The sequence below is a fragment of the Rathayibacter festucae DSM 15932 genome (assembly GCF_004011135.1).
GTDB lineage: Bacteria > Actinomycetota > Actinomycetes > Actinomycetales > Microbacteriaceae > Rathayibacter > Rathayibacter festucae.
The window spans coordinates 565,722-589,113 of record NZ_CP028137.1 but is presented as its reverse complement, the minus strand read 5'-3'; the positions used below and the strand labels follow the sequence as shown (position 1 = coordinate 589,113).

The window sequence follows — 23,392 nt, the reverse complement described above, 5'->3', positions numbered from 1 at the left end:
GGTTTAATGGGGGGCGTCGCTCGGTTCTCACCGGCGCACGTCACCCGCCAGAATAGTCGCTTCACCCAGGGAGTTCCGTGGCCGCCCGAACGTCCGAGAGCGACGAGCGCGCGAGCGACCCCGCCCTCGACCCGGACGCCGTCCGCGCCGCCGGACCCCTCGCCTCCCGCTACGGGCGGACGCCGCGCAGCCGCCGCGGCGACCGCCGGCTCTTCGCCCTCGTCGCCGTCGCCTTCGTCGCGGTCTTCGCCGCCTGGGTGATCTGGGCCGGCCTCGACGGCGCCCGCGACGGCGTCGACGTGCAGGACACCGCGCACCAGGTCGTCGACGACCGCACCGTCCAGGTGTCCTTCGACCTCACCGTCCCGACCGGGCGCGACGCGGCCTGCGCCGTCCAGGCGCTCAACGAGCAGTCCGCCGTGGTCGGCTGGCTCGTCGTCGAGTACCCCGCGTCGACCGAGCGCTTCCGCTCCTACACCGAGACGGTGCGCACCACGGAGCTCGCCACGACAGGTTTGATCTCCTCCTGCTGGCTCCCGTAGGGTGTCGGGGTGCCCTGACGGACTCGTCGGGGCCTTGTCTTTTCCCCCGCCGCACGCCCTCGGTCGATCCGCTCGACGGGCCAGGCGCCCGACAGCACCGTCGGTCGCGCGCGGCCGTCATGTGAGGAGCCCACCATGGCCGACCAGCCTCAGGTCACCTGGATGACCCAGGAGTCGTACGACCGCCTCCAGGCGGAGCACACCGAGCTGTCCACCAACGGACGCCTCGAGATCGCCAAGCGCATCGAGGTCGCACGCGAGGAGGGCGACCTCAAGGAGAACGGCGGCTACCACGCCGCCAAGGACGAGCAGGGCAAGATCGAGGCGCGCATCCGCCAGCTGACCGCGCTGCTGCGCGAGGCCGAGATCGGCACGCCGCCCGAGAGCCACGGGGTCGTCGAGGCCGGCACGATCATCACCGCCGAGATCGCCGGCGACGAGTCGCGCTTCCTCCTCGGCAACCGCGAGATGGCGGGCGAGAGCGACCTCGACGTCTACAGCCCGCAGAGCCCGCTCGGCGGCGCGATCATGGGCCTGAAGGTCGGCGACTCCACCACCTTCGAGGCCCCCAACGGCCGCAACATCACCGTCAAGGTCACGAACGTCGAGACCTGGAACGGCCACTGACCCTCAGCGCTGGTCCACTCCGCGAGATGCCACTTGTGCGCTCGACACGCCGTGTCGGGCCGTCACAAGTGGCATCTCGCGTATCCGGCGGACTAGCCGCGGGAGAGGCGCGGGCTGTAGCCGGCGTCGCGGAGGACCTGGAGGACGCGGTCGGCGTGCTCGGGGCCGCGCGTCTCGACGCTGATCTCGAGCTCGACCTCGCTGATCTGCAGGCCGCGGCCGTGCCGGGTGTGCAGCACCTCGACGACGTTGGCGTTCGCCTCCGAGATCAGGTCGGCGATCCGCGCGAGCTGACCCGGCCGGTCCGGCAGGCCGATGCTCATCTTGAGGTAGCGCTCGGAGGCGGCGAGCCCCCGGCTGATCACCCGCTCCATCATCAGCGGATCGATGTTGCCGCCGGAGAGGATGACCGCGGTGCGGCCCGCGTTCCGGATCTTGCCGGTGAGGATCGCGGCGATGCCGACCGCTCCGGCCGGCTCGACGACGAGCTTCGCGCGCTCGAGCAGCACGAGCAGCGCCCGGGCGGTGTCGTCGTCCTCGACGGTGACGACCTCGTCGACGACCTCGCGGATGATCTCGAAGTTCAGCTGGCCGGGCTTCGCGACCGCGATGCCGTCGGCGATGGTGGGCGAGATCGTGATGGCGATCGGCTCGCCGGCCGCGAGCGAGAGCGGGTAGGGCGCGGCGTTCGCCGCCTGGACGCCGATCACGCGCAGCGTGCGGCCCTCCTGGGCGGCCTTCTGCTTCGCGGCCGACGCGACACCGGCGATGAGCCCGCCGCCGCCGATGGGCACGACGAGCGTCTCGACACCCGGAGCCTGCTCGAGGATCTCCAGGCCGATGGTTCCCTGACCCGTGATCACGTCGGGGTGGTCGTAGGGCGGGATGAACACGGCGCCGGTGCTCTCGGCGAACTCGGCCGCCGCGGCGAGCGCCTCGTTGAAGATGTGCCCGCTGAGCACCACCTCCGCGCCGTAGTCGCGGGTCGCCGCGAGCTTGGGCAGCGCGACGCCGATCGGCATGAAGATGGTCGCCTTGATGCCGAGCTCGCGCGCGGCGAAGGCGACACCCTGGGCGTGGTTGCCGGCCGAGGCGGCGACGACGCCGCGCTCCCGCTCCTCGGGGGTGAGGTGCGAGAGCCGGAACACGGCGCCGCGGATCTTGTACGACCCGGTGCGCTGCAGGTTCTCGCACTTGAGGAAGACGGGCGAGCCGAGCACCTCGGCGAGGAACGTGCTCGTCTCCATCGGGGTGTTCGCGATGACAGGGGCGAGGACGGTTCGGGCCGCCTCGAACTCGCTCAGGGTCGGTCCGACGACGCGGCTAGTCTGCATGCTCTTCGGCAACTCTCTCGGGGGTTCGGGTCGGCGAGCGCCAGGCTCCGCTCGCGACGTAGTTGACCATGACGTTGAGGGTCGCGACCACGGGGACCGCGAAGAACGCGCCCGCGATGCCCGCGACGATCGAGCCGCCGGCGACCGCGAGGACGACGGCGAGCGGGTGCACCTTGACGGCGGAGCCCATGATCAGGGGCTGGAGGATGTGCCCCTCGAGCTGCTGCACGCCGAGGACGACGATCAGCAGGATCAGCGCGATGACCGGTCCGTTGTAGACCAGAGCGATGAAGACGGCCAGCGCGCCGGTGACGACCGCGCCGATCACGGGCACGAAGGAGCCGAGGAAGACCAGCACGCCGATCGGGATCGCGAGCGGGACGCCGAGCAGGAACGAGCCGAGCCCGATGCCCACCGCGTCGACGAAGGCGACCAGGATCTGCACCTTCACGAAGTTGGTCAGCGTGATCCAGCCCGCGCGGCCGGCCCCGTCGACGGCGCTCCGGGCGCGGTGCGGGAAGAGCCGCACGACCCAGCGCCAGATGTTCGGACCGTCGATCAGGATGAAGAGGGTCGAGAACAGGGTCAGCAGCACGCCGGTGAGCACGTGCCCGACCGTCGAGCCGACGCTCAGCGCGCCGCTGACGAGCATCCCCGAGTCCTGCTGCACGGCGGCGAGCGCCTGCTGCGCGTACTGGTTGATGTCGGTCTCGGTCAGGTGCAGCGGCCCCTCGAGCAGCCACGACTTCAGGGCGTCGTAGGACTGCACGGTCTGGCGACTGAGGTCGTCGAAGCCGGAGGTGACCTGGGTGACGACGAGGAAGAGCAGGCCGCCGATCACGAGGACGATGCCGAGCTCGGCCACCACGATCGCGAGCCACTTGGGCCAGTGGTGCCGCTGCAGGAACGTCGAGAACGGCACGAGCAGCGCCGCGATGACGATCGCGAGCAGGAGCGGGATGACGATCAGCCGCAGCTCGATCACCAGCAGGCCGATCACGGCGAGGGCGCCTGCGACCACGAGGATCCGCCAGGCCCAGGCGCCGGCGATGCGCATCCCGGTGCTGACGAAGGCGGCGTCCGGGTCGAGCGGGCGGGGCTGCGGAGCCCGCTCGGGAGCCGCGGCGGCGCGGACGGCGTCGCGGGCGCCGGACGTGCGGCGGGACCGGCCGAGTCTCATCCGCCCAGACTAATCCCCGCCGCATTCCGCGGGCGGAATCCGCGACAGCTCACGAGGCCGCGCGGACGGCCACCGGCCGCCGCGCGAGCGCGAGGCCGACCCGCTCCCCCGGCTCGAGCCGGATCCCGGCCGCGTGCTGGACGACGAGCTCGTCCCCCTGCTCGGTGCGGACCGTGGAGCGGCGCACCGGTCCGAGGAAGCTGGTCGCGAGGACCACGGCAGGCAGATCGCCCGGAGCGCCGCCCGGCACGATCTCGATGTCCTCGGGCCGGAGGAACGCCGAGACGGCGCCGTCGACGGCCGCGCCGTCCACCAGGGGCAGGCGCGCGCCGAGCACGGAGACGGCCCCGCTCGAGACGACCCCCGGCACGACGTTCGAGAGCCCGACGAAGTGGGCGACGAACGGCGACGACGGCCGGGCGTAGAGGTCCTCCGGCGCGCCGAGCTGCTCGATCCGTCCCGCGTTCATCACCGCGACCCGGTCGGCGACGGCGAGCGCCTCCTCCTGGTCGTGGGTGACGAAGAAGGTGGTGATGCCGATCTCGGACTGCAGCCGCTTGATCTCGTCGCGCAGCTGCACGCGGACCTTCGCGTCCAGCGCGGAGAGCGGCTCGTCCAGGAGCAGCACCCGGGGGCGGGTGACGAGCGCCCGCGCCAGCGCCACCCGCTGCTGCTGCCCGCCGGAGAGCTGGTGCGCGTAGCGGTCGCCCAGGGCGCCGAGGCCGACCAGGTCGAGCGCGTCCTGGGCGGCCGTCCGCCGCTCCTTCGCCGCGACACCGCGGGTGCGCAGGCCGAACTCCACGTTCTCGCGGGCGCGCAGGTGCGGGAAGAGCGAGTAGGACTGGAAGACCATGCCCATGTCGCGGCGGGCGACCGGCAGATCGGCGACGTCGCGCTCGTCGACCAGGATGCGGCCGGAGTCGATCCGCTCGAGCCCGCTGAGGGCGCGGAGAGCGGTGGTCTTGCCGCAGCCCGAGGGGCCGAGCAGGGCGATGAACTCCCCCGGCGCCACGTCGAACGAGACGCCGTCGAGGGCTCTGGCCGCGCCGAAGTGCCGGGCGACGTCGAGGAAGCGGACGCGGGCGCCCGGGGAGAGGGGCGCGGTCACGAGGTGCCTTTCGAGGCGCGGCGCCCGGTGGCGACGAGGCCGATCCGCGCGAGGCGGCCGATCCCGAGCAGCAGGGCGAAGGCGAACAGGAGGGAGAGGAGGGAGAAGATCACGGCGACGTAGGCGTCCTGCTTCGACACCTGCACGAGACCGGTCTGCAGGGTGGTCCGGCTGAGCAGCGAGGCGATGGTGTACTCGCCGAGGACCACGGCGACCGTGATCAGCGCGGCGGCGACGAGACCGCGGCGCAGGTTCGGCAGCAGCACCCGGACGAGCACGCCGACCGGGCCGGCGCCCAGCGAGCGGGCGGCCTCCGAGAGCGTGATCGCGTCGAGCCCGGCGAGGTCCGCGGCGATCGCGCGGTAGGCGTAGGGCAGCACGAGCACGCCGTAGGCGAGCGCGAGCGTCCAGGGGGCCGAGCCGACGAGCCGGGTGATCACCGAGTAGACCGGGGCCAGCCCGACGACCAGCACGATCGCGGGGACGGTCAGCGGCAGCAGGCAGACCAGCTCGAGCGCCCGGCGCAGGCGCGGCAGGCGGATCTCTACGAGGAGCATCGTCGGCACCAGCAGCACGAGCACGATCAGGGCGGTGACGACCGCGAGGATCAGCGAGTTGCCGATGCCCTGGAAGAGCGCGCGGTAGCCGCGCTCGTTCTGCGGGTCGAGGATCGCGGTCCAGTGCGAGAGGTCGTAGCCGCCGGCGCCGCGGAGGGTGAACTCCGCCATCGCGATCAGCGGTACCGCGAAGGCGAGGCCGGTGACGACCAGGACGATGCGGGAGAGAGCGCGGGTCACCGCTGCCACCGACGGGCCCGGCGCTGCAGCAGCGCGTAGCCGGACATCAGCACGATCATCACGAGGAGCATCCCGAGCGCGAGCGCACCGGCGAGGTTCTCCCGGCCGAGGACCGTCTCGCTGACGAGCGCCGCGCGGATCTGCAGCGGCACGATCTGCGCGCCCTGGCTGATCAGCGCCGCGGCCGTGGCGAACGAGGAGAACGCGTTGGCGAACAGCAGCAGCACCGAGCCGAGGAAGGAGGGCGCGAGCACGGGGACCGCCACGCGCCACCAGTAGCTCACCGCTCCCCCGCCGAGCACGGCGTTCGCCTCGGCCCACTCGGGGCGCAGACCCTCGAGCGCGGGCAGGAAGGTCAGCACCATCAGCGGCACCTGGAAGTAGAGGTAGGGCAGGATCAGCCCGGGCAGCTGGTACAGCCAGACGCCGTCGGCGTAGAGGTCGACGCCGGCGCCGGCCAGGAGGGTCGTGACCAGCCCCTGCACGCCGATCGTCGCGATGAAGGCGAAGGCGAGCATCACGCCGCCGAACTGGGCGAGGACGCTCGCGGCGGCGTCGACGATCGTGCGCAGCGGACCGCCCGGATCGGCGCCGAGCAGGGCGAGGCAGACGATGCCGCCGAGGACCGCGCCGACGACGGCGGTGAGCGCCGACAGCCCGAGCGAGGCGCCGAAGGCGGACAGGACGACCGGGTCGCCCAGCGCCGCGACGTTCGCGAGCGTCGGCCGGCCGTCGCCGTCCACGAAGCCCGTGCCGACCGCGAGGACGGTCGGCACGGCGAGGAAGAGCAGGACGTACACCGCGAACGGAGCGACGCCGAGCGCTGCGGGGAGACCGCGCCGTCCCCGGGGCGCACGGGCCCCGGGAACGGCCCGGACGGCGGCGGTCGTCACTGGATCGCCGCGCCCCACTTCTCGGCCAGCAGGGCCGAGGCGGCCTCGGTCTGCTCGGAGGTGAACTGGACGAGGTCCTCCGGAGCGGCGCCGACGGCGTCGAGGGCGTCCTTGTCCACCGTGCCGGCGTCGACCATGGCCGCCAGGCGCACCGGGTAGGCGCCGGCCGCGAGGTAGAGGTTCTGCGCGGCGTCGGAGTAGAGGTACTCCTGCCAGAGGCGCGCGGCGGCCGGGTGCGGCGCGTCGGCGTTGATCGCCTGGTTGTAGTAGCTGCCGACCGCGGTGCCGGGCAGCACCGTCGTCGTCCACTCGCGAGTGCCCTCGTTCGCCTTCGCGGCGGCGAGGTTGTTGTAGCTCCAGTCGAAGACGACCGGGGTCTCGCCGGAGGCGACGGTCGCGTCGGTCGGATCCAGCGGCAGGAAGTTGCCCGCGTCGTTCAGCTTCTCGAAGAAGTCGATGCCGGGCTGGACGTCGTCGGCCGAGCCGCCCGACTGCAGGGCGGCGAGCTGCACGGCGGCCGCCGCGGCACCGGCCTGGGTCGGGTCGCCGTTGATCGCGACGGAGCCGCGGTAGTCGGCGCCGAGCAGGTCGTCGAGCGACTCGGGCGCGGGCACGGCGTCGGCGTCGTAGCCGATCGACATCAGGCCGGTGTAGTCGTTCACCCAGAGGCCGGTGTCCTCGCGGTTGCCCTCGGGGATGTCGTCCCAGGTCTCGACCTTGTACGGCGCGAAGAGGTCGGTGTTGGCGAGGGCCACGGCGGCACCGAGGTCGAAGACGTCCGGCGCGGTGTCCTGGCCGGCCAGGTTCTGCGCGGTGCTGATCTCCTCGGCGGAGGAGACGTCCGGGTCGGCCGAGTTGACGGTGATGCCGTACTCGTCCTCGAAGCCCGAGATGAGCTCGCCGTAGTTGGCCCAGTTGTCGGGCAGCGCGATCACGTTGAGCTCGCCCTCGGCCTTCGCAGCCTCGACCAGGGCGTCGAGCCCGCCGAGGTCGGCGGCGGAGGTCGCGGTCGAGGCGTCGACGGACGCGTCGCCGGACGAGGCGCCGGCGTCGCCGGAGCAGGCGGTCAGGGTGAGAGCGAGAGCGGCGGTCGCGGCGGCGAGCACGCCGGCGCGGGGGAAGCGCTGGGTCGTCAAGAGTCCTCCAGGAGTCGGGTGGGTGGGCCCCTGCGGGCGCCTCGGGAAACGTAGGGGCGGCCCCTGACATCCCGGGGCCGCCCGGATGAACCGGACGGGAACACTCGGCGCCGGGGCGGGATCGGCCGATGTCGGCGGCCTTCGCTAGCGTGGGGGCACCATGACCGAGCAGCTCAGCCCCGCGCTCGCGCGCCGCATCGCCCTGGCCGCCCAGGGCTTCGGTGCCGCGCCGCCGCCGCGGGTCGGCACGCGGCAGATCCTCGGCGTGATCGACCGGATCCGCCCGCTGCAGCTCGACTCGGTCAACGTCTTCGAGCGGAGCCACTACCTCCCCGTCCTCGCCCGGCTCGGCCCCTACGACCGCGCCCTCCTCGACGCGGTGGCGTTCTCGCCGAAGGGCCACTACCTCGAGTACTGGGCGCACGAGGCGGCGCTGATCCGCCGCGCCGACCTCCCGCTCTACCGCTGGCGGATGGAGCACTACCGCCGCGTCCGCCTGCCCGAGCACGAGGGCTGGGCGGCCGAGAACCGGTCCACGCTCGACTGGCTGCGCGCGGCCCTCGCCGACGGCCCGCTCCGCGCGTCGGAGATCGAGCACGAGGCCAACACCCGGACCGGTCCGTGGTGGGGCTGGTCCGACATGAAGCGCGGGCTCGAGGTGCTCTTCCGCTGGGGCGAGGTGGTGACCGCCGGGCGCACGCGCTTCGAGCGCTCCTACGCGCTCGCCGAGCAGGTGCTGCCCCGCGAGGTGCTCGACGCCCAGGTCTCCACCGAGGACGCGGTCCGCGAGCTGGTGCGCCGCTCCGCCCTCGCACTCGGCGTCGGGACGCTCGGCGATCTGGCCGACTACCACCGGCTGCTGAAGGCGCCGACCCTGGCGGCCGTGCACGATCTGGTCGACGCGGGCGAGCTGGTGCCGGTCGAGGTCCGCGGCTGGGAGCGCTCGGGGCGCCCGCTGCCCCTCTGGCGGCACACGGCGGCGCGGCGACCGCGCGAGCTGCGGGCCGACGCACTGCTCTCGCCCTTCGACCCCGTGGTCTGGCACCGCCCGCGCGCTGAGCTCTTCTTCGACTTCCACTACCGGATCGAGATCTACACCCCCGCGGCGCAGCGCGTGCACGGCTACTACGTGCTGCCCGTGCTGCTCGACGACGTGATCGCGGCGCGCGTGGACCTCAAGAGCGACCGGCAGAACGGCGTGCTGCGGGTGCAGGCGGCCTGGCGCGAGCCCGGAGCGCCGCCGGACACGGCCGAGCGCCTCGCTGCGCTGCTCGTCGCCGCCGCGCACTGGCAGGGGCTCGACAGCGTCGACGTCGTCGGGCGGGGCACTCTCGCGCCCGAGCTCCTCGTCGCCCTCACCACCGGCCACCGGGAGGTCCTCGCATGAGCGGTCCGCAGGAGCGACAGGGCACCATCGCGCTCGCCCTGTCCGAGAAGTGCGTCGCCCTGCTGCTCGAGCGCGGGACCACCAAGGGCGTCAGCTCGATCGACCTGGCGCACGCCGCCGGCATCTCGCTGCGCACCTTCCACCGCTACCTCGGCGGCAAGGAGGACTGCGTGCGGCCCGTGCTCTACGCGGCCATCGCGGCGATGGCGCGGGAGCTCGTCGCGCGGCCGGAGTCGGAGTCGCTCAACACCGCGCTGGGCGCCGCGTTCGCCGCGGCCGCGTCCGGCCCGCAGCTCGAGCGGACGCTGCGGCTGATGCCGCTGCTCACCGAGACGCCCGGCATGCGGGCGGTCTGGGCGCAGTCGCTGCACGACGGCGAGGCCGCGCTCACCCCGAGCATCGCGCAGCGGATGGGTCTCCCCGCGGCGGACGAGCCGCGCGCTGCCGTGCTCGCGACGGTCGTGCTCGCGCTGGTGCGGCGCGCCCTCGTGGACGCCGTCGCGACGGGCATCGACCCGTCCCCCGTCTTCGACGAGTACCTCACGACGCTCGACGGCGGCCCGCTCGCGGCGGGAGCCCCGGCAGCGCCCTGACGCCGGGTCGAGCAGCACATGCTGATCGAGTAGCCCGCGCAGCGGGCGTATCGAGATCCACCACCGTCGGAAGTCGAGTCTGCAGACCCGGCGTGTTGATGACGGTGGGTCTCGATACGCCCCTGCGGGGCTACTCGACCAGCATGTGGGGGCGCCAGTGCGGGGCTGCTCGACCAGCATGAGGGGGTGCCGCTCCGCGGCCCCTCGACCGGCAGTGCGGCGCCGCCGCGGCCTCGCGGTGGTGGCGTCAGAACTGGACGCGGGGCGGCTCCGAGATGGCGGCGAGGTCGCCGACCTCGAAGAACTCGCGCTCGGAGAAGCCGAGGCGGCGGGAGAAGAGCGTGTTGGGGAAGACGGTGACCTTGGTGTTCATCTCGCGCACGCCGCCGTTGTAGAAGCGGCGGGCCGACTGGATCCTGTCCTCCGAGTCGACCAGCTCGCCCTGCAGCTGCAGGAAGTTCTGGCTGGCCTGCAGCTGCGGGTACGCCTCGGCGACGGCGAAGATCGACTTCAGCGCCTTCTGCATGTGGTCCTCGGCGGCCGACGCCTCGGCCGGCCCCTGCGCGGAGAGCGTCTCGGCCCGGGCGCGGGTCACCGACTCGAACACCTGCCGCTCGTGCGAGGCGTAGCCCTTCACCGAGTCGATGACGTTCGGGATCAGATCCGCCCGCCGCTTCAGCTGGACGGTGATGTCGCTCCAGGCCTCGTCGACGCGGACGTTCAGCGTGACGAGGGAGTTGTAGGTGGCCCAGAGGTAGATCCCGAGGATCACGACGAGCACGACGACGACGATGAGCGGGACGAGCCATTCCATGCCGACAAGTGTAGGGAAGGACCCCGCTCCGTTCCCCGCAGTCCGGCGCATTCGCAGAGACGCCGGTGGCGCTACTTGAGCGTCTTCTGCATCAGCACGGTGCTCAGCCAGCGCTCGAACTTGAAGCCGACGCGGCCCATCCGGCCCACCTCGACGAAGCCGTACTTCGCGTGCATCGTCAGCGACGCCTCCGCCCCCTTGTCCGCGATGACGGCCATGACCTGGCGGATGCCGACGGCCTTCGCGCGCTCGAGCAGCTCGGTCATCAGCGCCTTGCCGAGGCCCTTGCCGGTCGAGGCGGCGCGCAGGTAGATCGAGTTCTCGACGGTGAAGCGGTAGGCGCGCTTGGACGACCACGGCGACACCATCGCGTAGCCCAGGATCTGCCCCGACGGCGACACGGCGACGATGAACGGCAGCCCGAGCTTCTGATTGCGCGCGAACTTCGAGCGCCACTCCTTCAGCGTCGAGTCGTCCTCGTCGAAGGTCACCACGGTGTTCCGGACGTAGTGGTTGTAGATCTCCTGGATGTCCGGCAGATCCGCGCTGCGCGCCTCGCGGATCTCGAAGGAGAACTCCGGCTCGGGGGCGGGCGCCCGGCGCAGGTGCGGCGGGAGGACCCGGCGCTGCTCGTACTCTTCCTCGAGCATCTCGCTCCTTCTCGGCGGTGGTGGTCGGCGTCGCTGATCCCGGGCGGCGGCCGCGATCCGGGCCAGCGTAGCCGGGGTGGCGGAGCACCGCACGCGCGGCGGGCCGGGGTGTCGGGCCCCGAGGCTCAGGGCAGGAGCGCCCAGTCGACGGGCTCGGCCCCGCGCTCGGCGAGCAGCTCGTTCGCGCGGCTGAACGGGCGCGAGCCGAAGAAGCCGCGGGAGGCGGACAGCGGGCTGGGATGAACGCTCTCGACGATCCCGGAGTCGCCCAGCAGCGGCCGGAGGTTCGCCGCGTCGCGCCCCCAGAGGATCGCGACGAGCGGCTGCTCGCGGGCGACGAGCGTGCGGATCGCGTGCTCGGTGACCCGCTCCCAGCCCTTGCCGCGGTGCGAGGCGGGTGCGCCCGGCGCGACGGTCAGCACGCGGTTGAGCAGCAGCACGCCGCTGCGCGTCCAGCCGCTGAGGTCGCCGTGCTCGGGCGGGGAGACACCGAGGTCGCCGCGGAGCTCGCGGTAGATGTTCTGCAGACTGCGCGGCAGCGGCCGGACGTGCCGGTCCACGGCGAAGGACAGCCCGATCGGATGCCCGGGTGTCGGATACGGGTCCTGCCCGACGATCAGGACGCGGACGTCCTCCAGCGGCGCGGCGAACGCGCGGAGCACCTGCGCCCCGGCGGGGAGGTAGGGCCGCCCTGCCGCCACCTCCGCGCGGAGGAAGTCGCCCATCGCCGCGATGTCGCCGGCGACCGGGGCGAGCGCCTCGGCCCAGGCGCGGTCGATCAGGCCGGCACCCGCCAGCTCCTGCAGGTCCACGCTCAGCTCGCGGCAAGGGTGGCGACCGACACTCCGGCCTCGCCCGCGCTCGCGCGCCAGACCGAGCCGGCGCCGCGGACGCGCAGGGCGCCCGTGCCGACGGTGAGGACCGTCGACTCGTCGATCGCGACGCCGCCGTCCACCAGTCCGGCCTCGACGGCCGCGACCAGGCGGCCGAGGGTGCCCCACTGCGCGGCGTGCACGTCGATCGAGACGTCGACGAGGCCGATGCCCTCGAGCACCGTCACCTCGTCCAGCTCCTCGGCCGCGTGCTCCGGTGCCACGGCGACTCCGCCGATGCGGTCGCCGCCGACGATCGCCCGGTCGGCGGCGACCGCGGCGCCCGCCGAGTAGCCGGCGTACGGCACTCCGGAGGAGACGAGGTCGCGCAGGCGCGGGAAGGACGCCTCGAGCGCGTCGCGGTAGGCGGGGGTGAGTCCGCCGCCGACGAAGATCCCGTCGACGTCGTCGAAGACCGCGGGGTCGATCCGGCCGCCCTCGGGCTTCATGACCGCGAACGGGAGGAGCTTGCCGACCGTGGCGAGCGTCGCGGCCCAGCCCGCGTAGACCTCGGGGCCGAGGCCGTCGTGCACGACGACGATCGCGATCCGCGGGCCCTCGATGCGGCCGGCGTCGACGGCGCGGTCGTGCGCCTCCGCCAGGAACGCTCCGTAGAGCTGCGGGTCGTGCTCCGCTCCGCCGCCGCCGCCGATCAGGTGGACGCTCACTCGTCGTCCTCCGCGAGGGCGCCGGCCACCGGGGGCAGCGCCGACCAGGGGAAGACGATCCAGCGCGGCGTGCGCCGCCAGAAGAAGTCGGGCTCGAGCACCGTGCGGGGCTTGGTGTAGAGCGTGACGGTCTGCACCTCGGCGCCCATCGCGCGGATCAGGTCGACCGAGAGGGCGAGGGTGTGGCCGGAGTCGGAGACGTCGTCGACCAGGAGGACGCGCTTCCCGCGCACCGACGCCTCGTCCAGCAGCGGCGGCAGGACGACGGGGGCGGCCAGCCGCGCCTCGACGCCGGTGTAGAACTCGACGTTCAGCGCACCGCAGCTCTTGATGCCCAGCGCGTAGGCGACCGCGCCCGCGAGCAGCAGACCGCCGCGCGCGATGGCCACGACCAGCTCCGGACGATAGCCGGAGGCGACGACGTCGTCGGCGAGATGGCGAGCGGCGTCACCGAACTCGAGCCAGCCGAGGACCTCCTTCTCCGTGGCGGCGAGGAGGGCGGCGGAGTCGTCGGCGTCGGAAACCATGAGGGACAGGCTAGAGCGTCGCGAGGCCCCGCGTCACATCACGGGGCCCCGCGACGGGCACCTGTCACGCCTTCGGGGTGAGCGCGCCCTTGATCACCTTGTGCGGGGCGGCCTGCGCCACCGGCTTGATGGTCACCAGATCGAGGTTGACGTGCGGCGGCAGCTCGACGGAGGACACGATCGCCGCGGCGACGTCCTCGGCGACCAGCGGGGCCGGGACCTCGGCGTAGACCTTGTCGGCGCGCTCCCGGTCGCCGCCGAAGCGGACCAGGGAGAACTCCTCGGTGTGCACCATGCCGGGCGCGATCTCGATCACGCGGATCGGCTCGCCGGCGAGCTCGAGGCGGAGGACCGCGACGAGCGCGTGCGCGGCGAACTTCGCGGCGTTGTAGCCGCCGCCGCCCTCGTAGGCGACGTGGCCGGCGATCGAGGTGACGGTGACGATGTCGGCCGAGCCCTCGGAGCCCTCGTCGGCGATGCCCGCCCGGAGCAGCGGGAGCAGAGCGCTCGTGACGAGCTTGACCGAGAGGACGTTGATCTCGAACATCCGGGTCCAGTCGGCGGGGTCGGACGCCTCGACCGAGTCGAGGCCGAGTGCGCCGCCGGCGTTGTTGACGAGGGCGTGCACGGGGCCGGTCTCCGCGAGGTGGTCGCGCAGCGCGTCGACCTGCGCCGCGTCGGTGAGATCGGCGACGAACAGGCCCGCCCCGGTCTCCGCGGCGAGCGCCTCGAGCCGCTCCCGGCGACGGGCGACCGCCACCACGTCCCAGCCGTGCTCGCGGAACAGGCGGACCGTCGCCGCACCGATCCCCGAACTCGCTCCTGTCACCACGACGCGTCGAACCACGCTCGTCCTCTTTCCGTCAAGCCTCGGACACCATCGACTCCGTCGTCGGAGCCAACGCTAGCCTGGCCGCATGCAGCCCGCCGACCCGGCTCCCGCCACCGCCGGGTCGCCCACCGCCCCCAAGCGCCGCGTGCCCCTCTGGGACAACGCCCGCTTCGTCTGCGTCGCGCTCGTGGTGATCGGCCACGGCATCCAGCGGCTGACCGCCAACTCGGACACGTCGCTCGTCGTGTACCTGACGATCTACGCCTTCCACATGCCGGCCTTCGCGATCATCTCCGGCTACTTCTCCAAGGGCGGAGCGCCGAACGCCCGCGCGATGCGCCGGGTGCTCACCGACATCCTGCTGCCCTACCTGATCATGGAGACGATCTGGACGCTGGTGCAGTTCGCGGTCGAGGGCAAGCAGGAGTTCAACCCGACCAAGCCGAGCTGGACGCTGTGGTTCCTGCTCGCGCTCGGGATCTTCCGACTGGTCCTCCCCTACCTCGCGCTGCTGCGCTGGCCGCTGCTGATCAGCGTGGTCCTCGCTGTCGGCGTCAGCTACTACGACAACATCGACTCGACCTTCTCGCTCGCGCGGGCGATCGGGATCCTGCCGTTCTTCGTCTTCGGCTGGCGGCTGCGCGGCTGGAAGGCCGGCTCGCGGCTGCTGGTGGACCGCTGGCTCGACCTGACGCCGCGGCAGATCCTGCTCTCCCGGGTGATCGCCGTCGCGCTCTTCGCGGCGACGGTCGTCGTGATGACAGTCAACATCGACGCCTTCCGCGCGGCGGATCTGCGCTACTGGTTCTTCTACGACCGGCCGTACGACGCGCTCGGCGAGACCGCCTGGTGGGCGGGCCTCGTCCGCCTGGCGCTGATGGCGACGGCGGTCGTGCTCTCGCTCGCGCTGTTCAGCCTGATCCCGCGCCGACGCACCGCGATGACGGCCTGGGGGCAGTCGACGATGTACGTCTACCTGCTGCACAGCTTCGTCCTCTACCCGCTGCGCGAGTCCGGGCTGCTGTCCGCGACCGAGAGCACGGTCGCGCTGATCCTGATGATCGTCTTCTGCATCGCGGTCGCGATCGCGCTCTCGCTGGGCTGGACGCGCACCGTCTTCCACAAGATCGTCGAGCCGAGGGCGGCGTGGCTCTTCGCGCCGGTCGTCGACGAGCGGCCCGAGCGCCCGAACCGGGCCGACCCGACCGGGTCCAAGCGCGACCCGCATCCGATCTCCGGGATCCGCACCGGCCGCTGATCCGTCGCGGTTACCCCGTGTGTCGGGCGCCCTGGCCGCGCCGGGGACCCGCACCTAGGCTCGTGGCGACGGGGAACGGCCTTCCGTTCCGAACCGACGATGCGATGGGATGCACCATGACCGACTCCGAGAAGTGGCAGTTCGAGACCAAGCAGATCCACTCCGGAGCCGCGCCCGATCCCGTCACCAAGGCGCGCGCGACCCCGATCTACCAGACCACCTCCTACGTCTTCGACAACGCCGAGCACGCGAAGAACCTCTTCTCGCTCGCGGAGTTCGGCAACATCTACACCCGCATCCAGAACCCGACGCAGGCCGTCGTCGAGGAGCGCCTCGCCGCGCTCGAGGGCGGCTCCGGGGCGCTCCTGCTCGCGTCCGGCCAGGCGGCCGAGACCGCGGCGGTGCTCAACATCGCGCAGGCGGGCGACCACCTCGTCTCGTCGTCGTCGATCTACGGCGGCACCTACAACCTCTTCAAGTACACGCTGGCCAAGCTCGGCATCGAGACGACCTTCGTCGAGAACCAGGACGACCAGGAGGAGTGGCGCCGCGCGGTCCGCCCGAACACGAAGCTCTTCTTCGCCGAGACAATCGGCAACCCGAAGATCAACATCCTCGACATCCGCGCCGTGGCCGAGGTCGCGCACGCGGCGGGCGTCCCGCTGATCGTCGACAACACCATCGCGACGCCGTACCTGATCCGCCCGTTCGAGCACGGCGCGGACATCATCGTGCACTCGGCGACGAAGTTCCTCGGTGGTCACGGCACGGTGATCGGCGGCGCGATCGTCGACGGCGGCACCTTCTCCTGGACCGCGAACGCGGCGAAGTTCCCCGGGCTGACCACGCCCGATCACTCGTACCACGGCGCCGTGTACACGGACGCGGTCGGCGACTCCCTCGCCTACATCATCAAGGCCCGCGTGCAGCTGCTGCGCGACCTCGGCGCCTCGATCGCCCCGGCGAGCGCCTGGCAGCTGATCCAGGGCATCGAGACGCTGTCGCTGCGGATCGAGCGCCACGTGCAGAACGCGCAGGAGATCGCGGAGTACCTGGAGAACCACTCCGACATCGCGACGGTCAACTACTCGGGACTGCCCACCTCGCCCTGGTACGCGGCGGCGAACCACTATGCGCCGAAGGGCGTGGGCGCGGTGCTCTCGTTCGAGCTCAAGGGCGGGGTGGACGCGGGACGCGCGTTCGTCGACTCGCTCGTGCTGTTCTCGCACCTGGCGAACATCGGCGACGTCCGCTCGCTGGTGATCCACCCGGCGTCGACCACGCACTCGCAGCTCACCCCGGAGCAGCAGCTCACCGCCGGCGTCACCCCCGGGCTCGTCCGCCTCTCGGTCGGCCTCGAGAACATCGACGACCTCCGCGCCGACCTCGCCCAGGCCCTGCAGGCCGCCCGCAGCGTCGTCGAGGCCTCCCGCGCCAACGCCTGACGGCCCCGTCATGCTGGTCGAGTAGCCGCGCAGCGGCGTATCGAGACCCACCGTGCTGAGAACGGCGGATCTCGATACGGCCGCTCCGCGGCCTACTCGATCAGCAGGGGTGGGCGGCCGCTCCGCGGCCTACTCGATCAGCAAGGCGGGCGTCACCCCCGCGTAACAAAGGCCGGGCGCTCGCCGCGCTCTGCCACGATGGACACCGCTATGGACTGGCAGCAGACACTCGAGGACACCGTCCCTTCGGCGTTCGTCACCGAGCGCCAGCTCCGCTCGGTGATCGGCAAGCCGCCCGCCACCGGCGCCTGGCGCGAGGGCGACCACCCCGGCGGGCGGCGCTTCGTCGAGATCGGCCCGTTCGCCTTCGAGGCGGGCGGTCGCCTCCCCCACGTCCGGGTGGCCTACGAGAGCTGGGGCGAGCTCTCCCCCGCGCGCGACAACGCGATCCTCGTCCTGCACGCGCTGACCGGCGACTCGCACCTCAGCGGCCGCGGCGACCCGGGTCACGCGACCGACGGCTGGTGGTCCGGGCTCGTCGGCCCCGGCCTCGTGATCGACACCGACCGCTACTTCGTCGTCGCTCCGAACATGCTCGGCGGCTGCCAGGGCTCGACCGGCCCCGCCTCCCTCGCACCGGACGGGCACGAGTGGGGCGCGCGCTTCCCGTACACGACGATCCGCGACCAGGTCGCCGTGCAGGCGCTCTTCGCCGACCGGCTCGGCATCGACCGCTGGCACACCGTCATCGGCGGCTCGATGGGCGGGATGCAGGCCCTGGAGTGGGGCATCGACCACCCCGAGCGAGTCGCCCGGCTCGCCGTCCTCGCCGCTCCTCCGCGCGCCACCTCCGACCAGATCGCGCTCAACTTCGTCCAGCTCGAGGCGATCCGCAACGACGCCGCCTTCGCGGGCGGCGCCTACTACGACGCCGGCGACGGCAAGGGCCCGTACCACGGCCTCGCGCTGGCCCGCCGGATGGCGCTGCTCAACTACCGCAGCCCGTCCGAGCTCAACGACCGCTTCGAGCGGAGCTGGCAGTCCGGCCTCAGCCCCCTGGGCGGCGGCGGCCGGTTCGCGGTCGAGTCCTACCTCGACTTCCACGGCAACAAGTTCACCCGGCGCTTCGACGCCAACAGCTACATCACCCTCGTCGAGGCGATGAACTCGCACGACGTGGGGCGCGGGCGCGGCGGCGAGGCGGAGGCGCTCGAGCGGATCACCAGCCCGACGCTCGTGCTCGGGATCGACAGCGACCGGCTGTTCCCGGTGGACGGGCAGCGGATCATCGCCGCCCACGCCCGCGGCAACATCGACGGCGACGAGGTCGCGGTGATCAGCTCGACGTTCGGGCACGACGCCTTCCTCATCGAGGACGACGCGGTCGGCGGCCACCTCGCGAGGCTCCTCGCGGTCTGACCCGATCCCGGCCGTCCCGCGGGCCGACCGCCGGTCTGTGACTATCGTGAGACGGGGGTCCGCCCCGCGCCGCCCACCGGAAGGAGCGTGCCCGTGCCGTTGGTCCGCAGCGCTCGCGAGCGCGACCGCCTCCTCCGCCAGTCCGCGTGCGGCATCGGCCTCCTGATCGACGCCACGGCCATCGCCCTGGTCCTCGGCCCCGGGGCGCTGGCGGCCGACGCCGTGCCGTTCGCGGTGGCGCTGCTCCTCGGACTCGCCGTCCTCCACCTGCAGCTCGGCCGCAGCGGACGCACGCTCTGGGTGCTCCTGCTCGCCGTCGGCGGCCTCGCGCTGAGCATCGGGCTCGCGAGCGCCATCGGCGTGAGCAGCGGCTTCGAGGGATACGTGCTCGTCGGCACCGCCAACGCCGTCACCAGCACCGTCGCCGTCGTCGTCACCACCTCCGTCCGCCGGCTGCTGCTGCTCCTGCCCGTCCTGGTGCCGAGTGTGATCGTCTCCGTGCTGGTCGCCGAGGAGGCGATGCTGTCCAACGCGCTCGTGCAGAGCCTGCTGCCGTGGGGCACGCTCGCCGGCTTCGCGCTCTGGATCAGCACGGCCGTCCCGCGGGTCGTCCGGCGCATCGACAGCATCGGCAACGCCCACCGTGTCGAGCGACAGGCCAGCGAGACGGAGGCGCAGCGCCGCCAGGGAGCGCGGCTCCTGCACGACACGGTGCTCGCGACGCTCACCCTGCTCGCCCACTCCGGCCGCGGCGTCTCCGAGGACGCGCTGCGCCGCCAGGCCGCGCAGGACGCGCAGCTCCTGCGCCAGCTGCGCCTCGGCGGGACGCCGACGCCGAGCGCGTCCGGCTCGTACCAGCTGACCAGCGTCACGGCGTCGCCCGCCGCGACCTCGCTCGAGGACGTCCGGGACCGGTTCGGCCGGCTGGGCCTCGAGGTCGTCCTGCACGGCTCCGGCGAGGTCGTCCTCGAGGGCGCCGCGCTCGACTCCTTCCTGCTCGCCCTCGCCGAGTGCCTCGAGAACGTGCGGCGGCACTCCGGTGTCGAGTCCGCCGACGTCACCATCACCGAGGACGAGCAGACCGTCCGCGCGATGGTGACGGACGCCGGTGCCGGCTTCGACATCGCCACGGTGCCCGCGACGAAGCTCGGCTTCAAGGAGTCGGTCGTCGCGAGGCTCGCGGACGTCGGCGGCCGCACCCGGCTCTTCAGCTCGCCCGGCTCCGGCACGACCGTGGTGCTGGAGGTGCCCAAGTGAGCGCCGGCACCGAGCGGGCCTCCCCCCTCCTCGGCGGACCCGGTGCCGCTCCTCGCCGGCCCGACGGCTCGCCCCGCTCCGCCCGCGCGCGGAAGGGACAGCAGGAGACCCTGGGCACCAGCTACCTCGGCAGCGGCCTCACCGGCATCGCGGCGGCGCTGATGGCCTACGAGCTCCTGGTCTTCCTCGCCACCGTCGACGACTACGCGCGGCCGGGGCTGGTCGTCGTCGCCTGGCTCCTCCTCGTCGCCTCCTTCACGGCGACCGTGGTCGCCATCCACGTCTGCGGGCAGCGGCTGCCCACCGCCGCCTACATCGGCCTGCTCGTCGGGATCACCGGGGCCGTGGCACTGGACCTGATCGCCGTCGCCGGTCACGGTCCTTCCGCCGCCGTCCCGACCGCCGCGGTCGCCGCCGCGGTCGCCCACGCCGCGATGATCGTGCACCGCCGCAGCATCGAGGTCCTCGCCGTCGCCTTCGCCATCGCGGTCGCCGAGCTCGTCGCCTACAGCGCCATGGGCTCGGGCGACGAGACCTCGTTCTCGGTGCGGATCAGCGCGATGGCCGTGACCCTCGCTCCCGCCGTCGTGGCGGTCGTGATGATGCGCGGCTTCCGCCGGATGGTCCAGCTCGAGATCGACCGCGCCCTCGTGCAGAGCACCACCCTCGGACCGCGCTACGCGGTCGGCATGCTCGCCTCGGAGGAGCTCGCCCGCCTCGACCTCGCGGCCGAGCGCCTGCTCGCCGAGGTCGGCGACGGCACGACCGTCCTGCCGCTCGATCCGCACCGCGCCGCGCACGCCGCCGCGCTCGCGACCAGCCTCCGGCTGCACCTCATCGAGGGGCGTCGCGAGACCTGGCTGCACCACGCGATCCAGGAGTCCGAGCTGCTGGCCCCGCTCGTCGATCTGCACGACCCCGACGGCACCGCCGGCCTCCTCGGCCACCAGCAGCGGGACGGCCTGCTCTCCGCCATCTGGCTCATCCTCGACGGCGCCTCCGGGCTCACCGTCGTGCTGCACGTGGAGGCGGGCGCACCGCGCGAACCGGAGGCCGACGCCCCGCCGCGCTCCCTGCTGGTGCCGCTCACTCTGCAGTCCGAGGGCGTGCCCGTGCGCGGAGTCGATCCCGCGACGTGGGAGGCTATCGCACAGGTCGGTGCGTTCCGCGACACGTCCCACGACGACGCGCTCCGGATCGAGATCGACTGCTACGTCGAGAATCCGGCCGATCGCTGAGCAGAGACGACCGCCCCGCCCTCCCGCCGAGCCGAAGGACACCGATGACCTCCACCGCAGAACCGAAGATCACGCTCGCCGTGGTCGACGATCACAAGATGCTCCTCGGTGCCCTCACGGAGTGGATCCGCGGCGCCGCGTCGGACATCCAGCTGGTCGCCGCGGTCGCCTCCTGGCCGGAGCTGCTCACCCACCCCGAGTTCCCCGTCGACGTCGTGCTGCTCGACCTGGACCTCAAGGACAACATCCCGATCTCGGTCAAGCTCTCCACCCTGAAGACCACCGGCGTGAAGACCGTGCTGATGAGCACCTACTCCGAGCCGGCCGTGGTCCGTGAGGCGCTCGCCTCGGGCGCGCTGGGCTACCTGGTCAAGACGGAGGACGCCGACATGATCGTCGAGGCGATCCGCGCGGCCAAGGACGGCCACTCCTACATCTCGCACGAGCTCGACATGGCGCTCTCCACCGGCGACTCCGACGGCGCACCCAAGCTCAGCGCGCAGGAGCGCCGCGTGATGGCGCTCTACGGCGGCGGCGAGCCCGTCAAGTCCGTCGCCTTCGAGCTCGGCATCTCCGAGGAGACCGCGAAGTCCTACCTCAAGCGCATCCGCGAGAAGTACCGCGTGGTCGGCATCGACGTCGGCACCAAGGTCGCGCTGCGCAAACGCGCCATCCACGACGGCATCTTGATCGAAACGGATTGAATTCGTCGCGCCGCGCGGCGCGACGAATTGAATCCGTTGGCGGGGGCGGTCCCCGCCCGCCCCCGCCGCAGTCGGCTCCACGAAGTGGGCGCGTTCCGCAGAGCGTCTCGCCGCGGCTGCGGAAATCCGCTGGCACGCGGATTTCCGTCTGCGCCGCTCCGTGGCTGGCTCGTCTGCAGGCAAGAACCACCGAGTAGTGCTTCATTCCATGCTGGTCGAGTAGCCCCGCAGGGGCGTATCGAGACCCACCGACGTCAGCAGGGCGGCCTGCAGACTTCCGTCCGGTGCTGGCGGATCTCGATACGCCCGCTCCGCGGGCTACTCGATCAGCATGCGCGGTCCTCAGTCGCAGAAGATCCGTGCCCGCTCTCATGCTGGTCGAGTAGCCCCGCGGGGGCGTATCGAGACCCACCGGCGTCAGCAGGGCGGCCTGCAAAGCCCCCGTCCGGTGCCGGCGGGTGCCGCAGCGGCGGCCCTACAGGGCGTTGACCGGGACGCTGCCTGTGGCGGGGCGGGTGGGGTCGCGCGGCGCGACGACGGTGCCGCGGGCCCGGTCGATGGCGATGCTGGCGAACGCGAGCAGGATGCCGGCCGCGGTGAGGACCACGCCGACCCAGATCGGCGACAGGTAGCCGAGGCCGGCGGCGATCGTGACCCCGCCGAGCGCGGCGCCGACGGAGTTGCCGATGTTGAGTGCGGAGTGGTTGAGCGCGGCGGCGATGGTCTGGCTGTCGCGGGCGACGTCCATCAGCCGGGTCTGGATGGCCGGCGACGCCCCCGCCGAGAAGCCCGCCGCGAGGAACGTGAACACGACCAGGCCCACGACCGACGTCGCAGTCAGTGCCAGGCCGATCAGCGACACGAGCACCCCGAGGAACAGCACCACGAGCGCGAGCCGCACGTTCCGGTCGGCCGCCCAGCCGCCCGCCAGGTTGCCGACCGTCATGCCCAGGCCGATCACCACGAGGATCCACGGCACCGCGCCGAGCGGCAGCCCGGTCACTTCCGTCGACAGCGGCGTGATGTAGCTGTACATCGCGAAGAGCCCGCCGAAGCCGATCGCGCCGATCAGCAGGGTCATCCAGACCTGCAGCCGGCCGAACGCCTTCAGCTCGTTGCGCATGGTCGCGCCCGGGTTCCCCCGCTGGAACGGCACGAGCAGCCACACGGCCACCACGGTCACCGCGAAGATCGCCGCGACGACGAGGTACGCGCTGCGCCAGCCCGCGTTCTGCCCCACCCAGGTGATGGCGGGGACTCCGACGACGTTCGCGATCGTGAGCCCCGACAGCACGAAGGCGACGCCCTTGCCGCGCTTGCCCGGCCCCATCAGGTCGGCGGCGACGAGCGAGGCGATGCCGAAGTAGGCGCCGTGCGGCAGCGCCGCGACGAAGCGGGCGGCGAGCACGAGCGGGAAGGTCGGCAGCAGCGCCGAGGCGACGGTCCCGATCGTGAACGCGGCCAGCAGGATCAGCAGCAGGCGCTTGCGCGGCCAGCGGGCGGCGGCCGCGGCGATCGTCGGAGCACCGACGACGACGCCGAGCGCGTAGGCGGAGATCAGCAGTCCGGCCTGCGAGTTCGCCTGCTCGGAGCTCGCGGCGTAGACGTCCGGGAGCAGGTCGGCGGCGAGCTGCGGCAGCAGCCCCATCGCGACGAACTCGGTCGAGCCGATGCCGAAGCCCCCCATCGCGAGGGCGAGCAGGGCGAGGCGGGTCCGGGCCGGGGAGAGGGTCACCGGACCACGATAGCGAGGATCGGAAGCGGATCGAAACGATTCGAGTCGGAGAGCGCTTTCGCGTGCCTCACTCCTCGAGCGCGCGGCCGAGCCGCTCGATCTTCGCGTCGATCTCGCCCGAGTAGCCGGGCCGGATGTCGGCCTTCAGCACCAGCGAGACCCGCGACCCGTAGGCGCCGACCGCCTCGGTGGCGCGCTTGATCACGTCGAAGACCTCGTCCCACTCGCCCTCGATCTCGGTGAACATCGAGGTCGTGCGATTCGGCAGGCCGGAGTCGCGGACGATGCGGACGGCGGCGGCGACGGCGTCGTGGACGGAGGCGTCGGGGCCCTCACCGCCGGACGGAGCGACGGAGAATGCGACCAGCACGAGGGA

The 23,392-nt window shown here is 72.5% G+C and carries 24 protein-coding genes; 10 read left to right on the top strand and 14 right to left on the bottom strand.

What is annotated here, in order from left to right:
- Nucleotides 1–77: 77 nt before the first annotated feature.
- Both C1I64_RS02820 and greA read left to right on the top strand, forming a co-directional pair.
- Nucleotides 78–542, top strand: a complete 465-nt coding sequence (locus C1I64_RS02820) for a DUF4307 domain-containing protein (protein ID WP_127886136.1) — start codon at nucleotides 78–80, stop codon at nucleotides 540–542.
- A 135-nt stretch (nucleotides 543–677) separates the two neighbouring features.
- Nucleotides 678–1,169 (top strand): transcription elongation factor GreA, encoded by a 492-nt coding sequence (gene greA, locus C1I64_RS02815; protein WP_123702741.1) that lies wholly within the window; start codon nucleotides 678–680, stop codon nucleotides 1,167–1,169.
- Between the two features lie 92 nt (nucleotides 1,170–1,261).
- On the opposite strand, the gene ilvA is transcribed toward greA, so the two are convergent.
- The 6 genes from ilvA to C1I64_RS02785 are packed head-to-tail and all read right to left on the bottom strand — an operon-like array spanning nucleotide 1,262 to nucleotide 7,617.
- Nucleotides 1,262–2,503, bottom strand: coding sequence for a threonine ammonia-lyase (gene ilvA, locus C1I64_RS02810; protein WP_123445410.1), 1,242 nt, complete (start codon nucleotides 2,501–2,503; stop codon nucleotides 1,262–1,264).
- Complete coding sequence (locus C1I64_RS02805; protein ID WP_123702736.1) at nucleotides 2,493–3,683, bottom strand: AI-2E family transporter; 1,191 nt, start codon at nucleotides 3,681–3,683, stop codon at nucleotides 2,493–2,495. The genes ilvA and C1I64_RS02805 overlap by 11 nt, the downstream gene beginning before the upstream one ends.
- A gap of 49 nt (nucleotides 3,684–3,732) precedes the next feature.
- On the bottom strand, nucleotides 3,733–4,791 hold the full coding sequence (locus tag C1I64_RS02800) for an ABC transporter ATP-binding protein (RefSeq protein WP_127886135.1): 1,059 nt from the start codon (nucleotides 4,789–4,791) through the stop codon (nucleotides 3,733–3,735).
- A complete protein-coding gene (locus C1I64_RS02795) occupies nucleotides 4,788–5,588 on the bottom strand; it encodes an ABC transporter permease (protein ID WP_244209387.1) in 801 nt (266 codons plus the stop codon). Before C1I64_RS02795 ends, C1I64_RS02800 begins: the two co-directional genes overlap by 4 nt.
- Nucleotides 5,585–6,481 (bottom strand): ABC transporter permease, encoded by an 897-nt coding sequence (locus C1I64_RS02790; RefSeq protein ID WP_127886134.1) that lies wholly within the window; start codon nucleotides 6,479–6,481, stop codon nucleotides 5,585–5,587. Before C1I64_RS02790 ends, C1I64_RS02795 begins: the two co-directional genes overlap by 4 nt.
- Entirely contained in the window at nucleotides 6,478–7,617 is a 1,140-nt protein-coding gene (locus tag C1I64_RS02785) for an ABC transporter substrate-binding protein (RefSeq protein WP_208645077.1), read from the bottom strand. Before C1I64_RS02785 ends, C1I64_RS02790 begins: the two co-directional genes overlap by 4 nt.
- Nucleotides 7,618–7,777: 160 nt before the next feature.
- On the opposite strand from C1I64_RS02785, the gene C1I64_RS02780 reads away from it, so the two are divergent.
- Both C1I64_RS02780 and C1I64_RS02775 read left to right on the top strand, forming a co-directional pair.
- Nucleotides 7,778–9,004, top strand: a complete 1,227-nt coding sequence (locus tag C1I64_RS02780; protein ID WP_127886133.1) for a winged helix-turn-helix domain-containing protein — start codon at nucleotides 7,778–7,780, stop codon at nucleotides 9,002–9,004.
- Entirely contained in the window at nucleotides 9,001–9,597 is a 597-nt protein-coding gene (locus tag C1I64_RS02775) for a TetR/AcrR family transcriptional regulator (protein ID WP_127886132.1), read from the top strand. The genes C1I64_RS02780 and C1I64_RS02775 overlap by 4 nt, the downstream gene beginning before the upstream one ends.
- 247 nt (nucleotides 9,598–9,844) lie before the next feature.
- On the opposite strand, the gene C1I64_RS02770 is transcribed toward C1I64_RS02775, so the two are convergent.
- From C1I64_RS02770 to C1I64_RS02745, 6 genes are all read right to left on the bottom strand, one after another.
- Nucleotides 9,845–10,411 (bottom strand): LemA family protein, encoded by a 567-nt coding sequence (locus tag C1I64_RS02770; protein ID WP_127886131.1) that lies wholly within the window; start codon nucleotides 10,409–10,411, stop codon nucleotides 9,845–9,847.
- Between the two features lie 71 nt (nucleotides 10,412–10,482).
- Complete coding sequence (locus C1I64_RS02765; RefSeq protein ID WP_123702722.1) at nucleotides 10,483–11,061, bottom strand: GNAT family N-acetyltransferase; 579 nt, start codon at nucleotides 11,059–11,061, stop codon at nucleotides 10,483–10,485.
- A 125-nt stretch (nucleotides 11,062–11,186) separates the two neighbouring features.
- Nucleotides 11,187–11,873, bottom strand: coding sequence for a uracil-DNA glycosylase (locus C1I64_RS02760; protein ID WP_425272892.1), 687 nt, complete (start codon nucleotides 11,871–11,873; stop codon nucleotides 11,187–11,189).
- Between the two features lie 2 nt (nucleotides 11,874–11,875).
- The gene (locus C1I64_RS02755) at nucleotides 11,876–12,601 is read right to left on the bottom strand and encodes a Type 1 glutamine amidotransferase-like domain-containing protein (RefSeq protein WP_123445401.1); all 726 of its coding nucleotides are present in this window, start codon (nucleotides 12,599–12,601) and stop codon (nucleotides 11,876–11,878) included.
- A complete protein-coding gene (locus C1I64_RS02750; RefSeq protein ID WP_127886130.1) occupies nucleotides 12,598–13,128 on the bottom strand; it encodes a phosphoribosyltransferase in 531 nt (176 codons plus the stop codon). The genes C1I64_RS02755 and C1I64_RS02750 overlap by 4 nt, the downstream gene beginning before the upstream one ends.
- 64 nt (nucleotides 13,129–13,192) lie before the next feature.
- On the bottom strand, nucleotides 13,193–13,975 hold the full coding sequence (locus tag C1I64_RS02745; RefSeq protein ID WP_244209386.1) for an SDR family oxidoreductase: 783 nt from the start codon (nucleotides 13,973–13,975) through the stop codon (nucleotides 13,193–13,195).
- 70 nt (nucleotides 13,976–14,045) lie between these two features.
- Between C1I64_RS02745 and C1I64_RS02740 the strand changes: the two genes are divergently transcribed.
- From C1I64_RS02740 to C1I64_RS02715, 6 genes are all read left to right on the top strand, one after another.
- On the top strand, nucleotides 14,046–15,218 hold the full coding sequence (locus C1I64_RS02740; protein ID WP_127886129.1) for an acyltransferase family protein: 1,173 nt from the start codon (nucleotides 14,046–14,048) through the stop codon (nucleotides 15,216–15,218).
- 116 nt (nucleotides 15,219–15,334) lie between these two features.
- The gene (locus tag C1I64_RS02735) at nucleotides 15,335–16,663 is read left to right on the top strand and encodes a bifunctional o-acetylhomoserine/o-acetylserine sulfhydrylase (protein ID WP_127886128.1); all 1,329 of its coding nucleotides are present in this window, start codon (nucleotides 15,335–15,337) and stop codon (nucleotides 16,661–16,663) included.
- A 210-nt stretch (nucleotides 16,664–16,873) separates the two neighbouring features.
- Nucleotides 16,874–18,082: a homoserine O-acetyltransferase MetX gene (gene metX / locus C1I64_RS02730; protein ID WP_127886127.1), complete on the top strand. Its 1,209-nt coding sequence runs from the start codon at nucleotides 16,874–16,876 to the stop codon at nucleotides 18,080–18,082.
- A 93-nt stretch (nucleotides 18,083–18,175) separates the two neighbouring features.
- Nucleotides 18,176–19,339 carry a sensor histidine kinase gene (locus tag C1I64_RS02725; protein ID WP_243598880.1) on the top strand — a complete coding sequence of 388 codons (1,164 nt, stop codon included), beginning with the start codon at nucleotides 18,176–18,178 and terminating at the stop codon, nucleotides 19,337–19,339.
- The gene (locus tag C1I64_RS02720; protein WP_127886126.1) at nucleotides 19,336–20,577 is read left to right on the top strand and encodes a hypothetical protein; all 1,242 of its coding nucleotides are present in this window, start codon (nucleotides 19,336–19,338) and stop codon (nucleotides 20,575–20,577) included. The genes C1I64_RS02725 and C1I64_RS02720 overlap by 4 nt, the downstream gene beginning before the upstream one ends.
- 44 nt (nucleotides 20,578–20,621) lie before the next feature.
- Complete coding sequence (locus tag C1I64_RS02715; protein ID WP_123445394.1) at nucleotides 20,622–21,281, top strand: response regulator; 660 nt, start codon at nucleotides 20,622–20,624, stop codon at nucleotides 21,279–21,281.
- 475 nt (nucleotides 21,282–21,756) lie between these two features.
- On the opposite strand, the gene C1I64_RS02710 is transcribed toward C1I64_RS02715, so the two are convergent.
- The gene (locus C1I64_RS02710) at nucleotides 21,757–22,968 is read right to left on the bottom strand and encodes an MFS transporter (protein WP_127888427.1); all 1,212 of its coding nucleotides are present in this window, start codon (nucleotides 22,966–22,968) and stop codon (nucleotides 21,757–21,759) included.
- Between the two features lie 115 nt (nucleotides 22,969–23,083).
- Nucleotides 23,084–23,386: a thiamine-binding protein gene (locus C1I64_RS02705; RefSeq protein WP_123702710.1), complete on the bottom strand. Its 303-nt coding sequence runs from the start codon at nucleotides 23,384–23,386 to the stop codon at nucleotides 23,084–23,086.
- Nucleotides 23,387–23,392: the final 6 nt, after the last annotated feature.

Bases quoted from the DNA above. Each gene is read 5' to 3' on its own strand.
- C1I64_RS02775 (WP_127886132.1), top strand. From the start codon at position 9,001: ATGAGCGGTCCGCAGGAGCGACAGGGCACCATCGCGCTCGCCCTGTCC.
- C1I64_RS02780 (WP_127886133.1), top strand. From the start codon at position 7,778: ATGACCGAGCAGCTCAGCCCCGCGCTCGCGCGCCGCATCGCCCTGGCC.
- C1I64_RS02750 (WP_127886130.1), bottom strand. From the start codon at position 13,128: ATGGTTTCCGACGCCGACGACTCCGCCGCCCTCCTCGCCGCCACGGAG.
- ilvA (WP_123445410.1), bottom strand. From the start codon at position 2,503: ATGCAGACTAGCCGCGTCGTCGGACCGACCCTGAGCGAGTTCGAGGCG.
- greA (WP_123702741.1), top strand. From the start codon at position 678: ATGGCCGACCAGCCTCAGGTCACCTGGATGACCCAGGAGTCGTACGAC.
- C1I64_RS02765 (WP_123702722.1), bottom strand. From the start codon at position 11,061: ATGCTCGAGGAAGAGTACGAGCAGCGCCGGGTCCTCCCGCCGCACCTG.
- C1I64_RS02770 (WP_127886131.1), bottom strand. From the start codon at position 10,411: ATGGAATGGCTCGTCCCGCTCATCGTCGTCGTCGTGCTCGTCGTGATC.
- C1I64_RS02735 (WP_127886128.1), top strand. From the start codon at position 15,335: ATGACCGACTCCGAGAAGTGGCAGTTCGAGACCAAGCAGATCCACTCC.
- C1I64_RS02715 (WP_123445394.1), top strand. From the start codon at position 20,622: ATGACCTCCACCGCAGAACCGAAGATCACGCTCGCCGTGGTCGACGAT.
- C1I64_RS02740 (WP_127886129.1), top strand. From the start codon at position 14,046: ATGCAGCCCGCCGACCCGGCTCCCGCCACCGCCGGGTCGCCCACCGCC.
- C1I64_RS02710 (WP_127888427.1), bottom strand. From the start codon at position 22,968: ATGGGGGGCTTCGGCATCGGCTCGACCGAGTTCGTCGCGATGGGGCTG.
- C1I64_RS02805 (WP_123702736.1), bottom strand. From the start codon at position 3,683: ATGAGACTCGGCCGGTCCCGCCGCACGTCCGGCGCCCGCGACGCCGTC.
- metX (WP_127886127.1), top strand. From the start codon at position 16,874: ATGGACTGGCAGCAGACACTCGAGGACACCGTCCCTTCGGCGTTCGTC.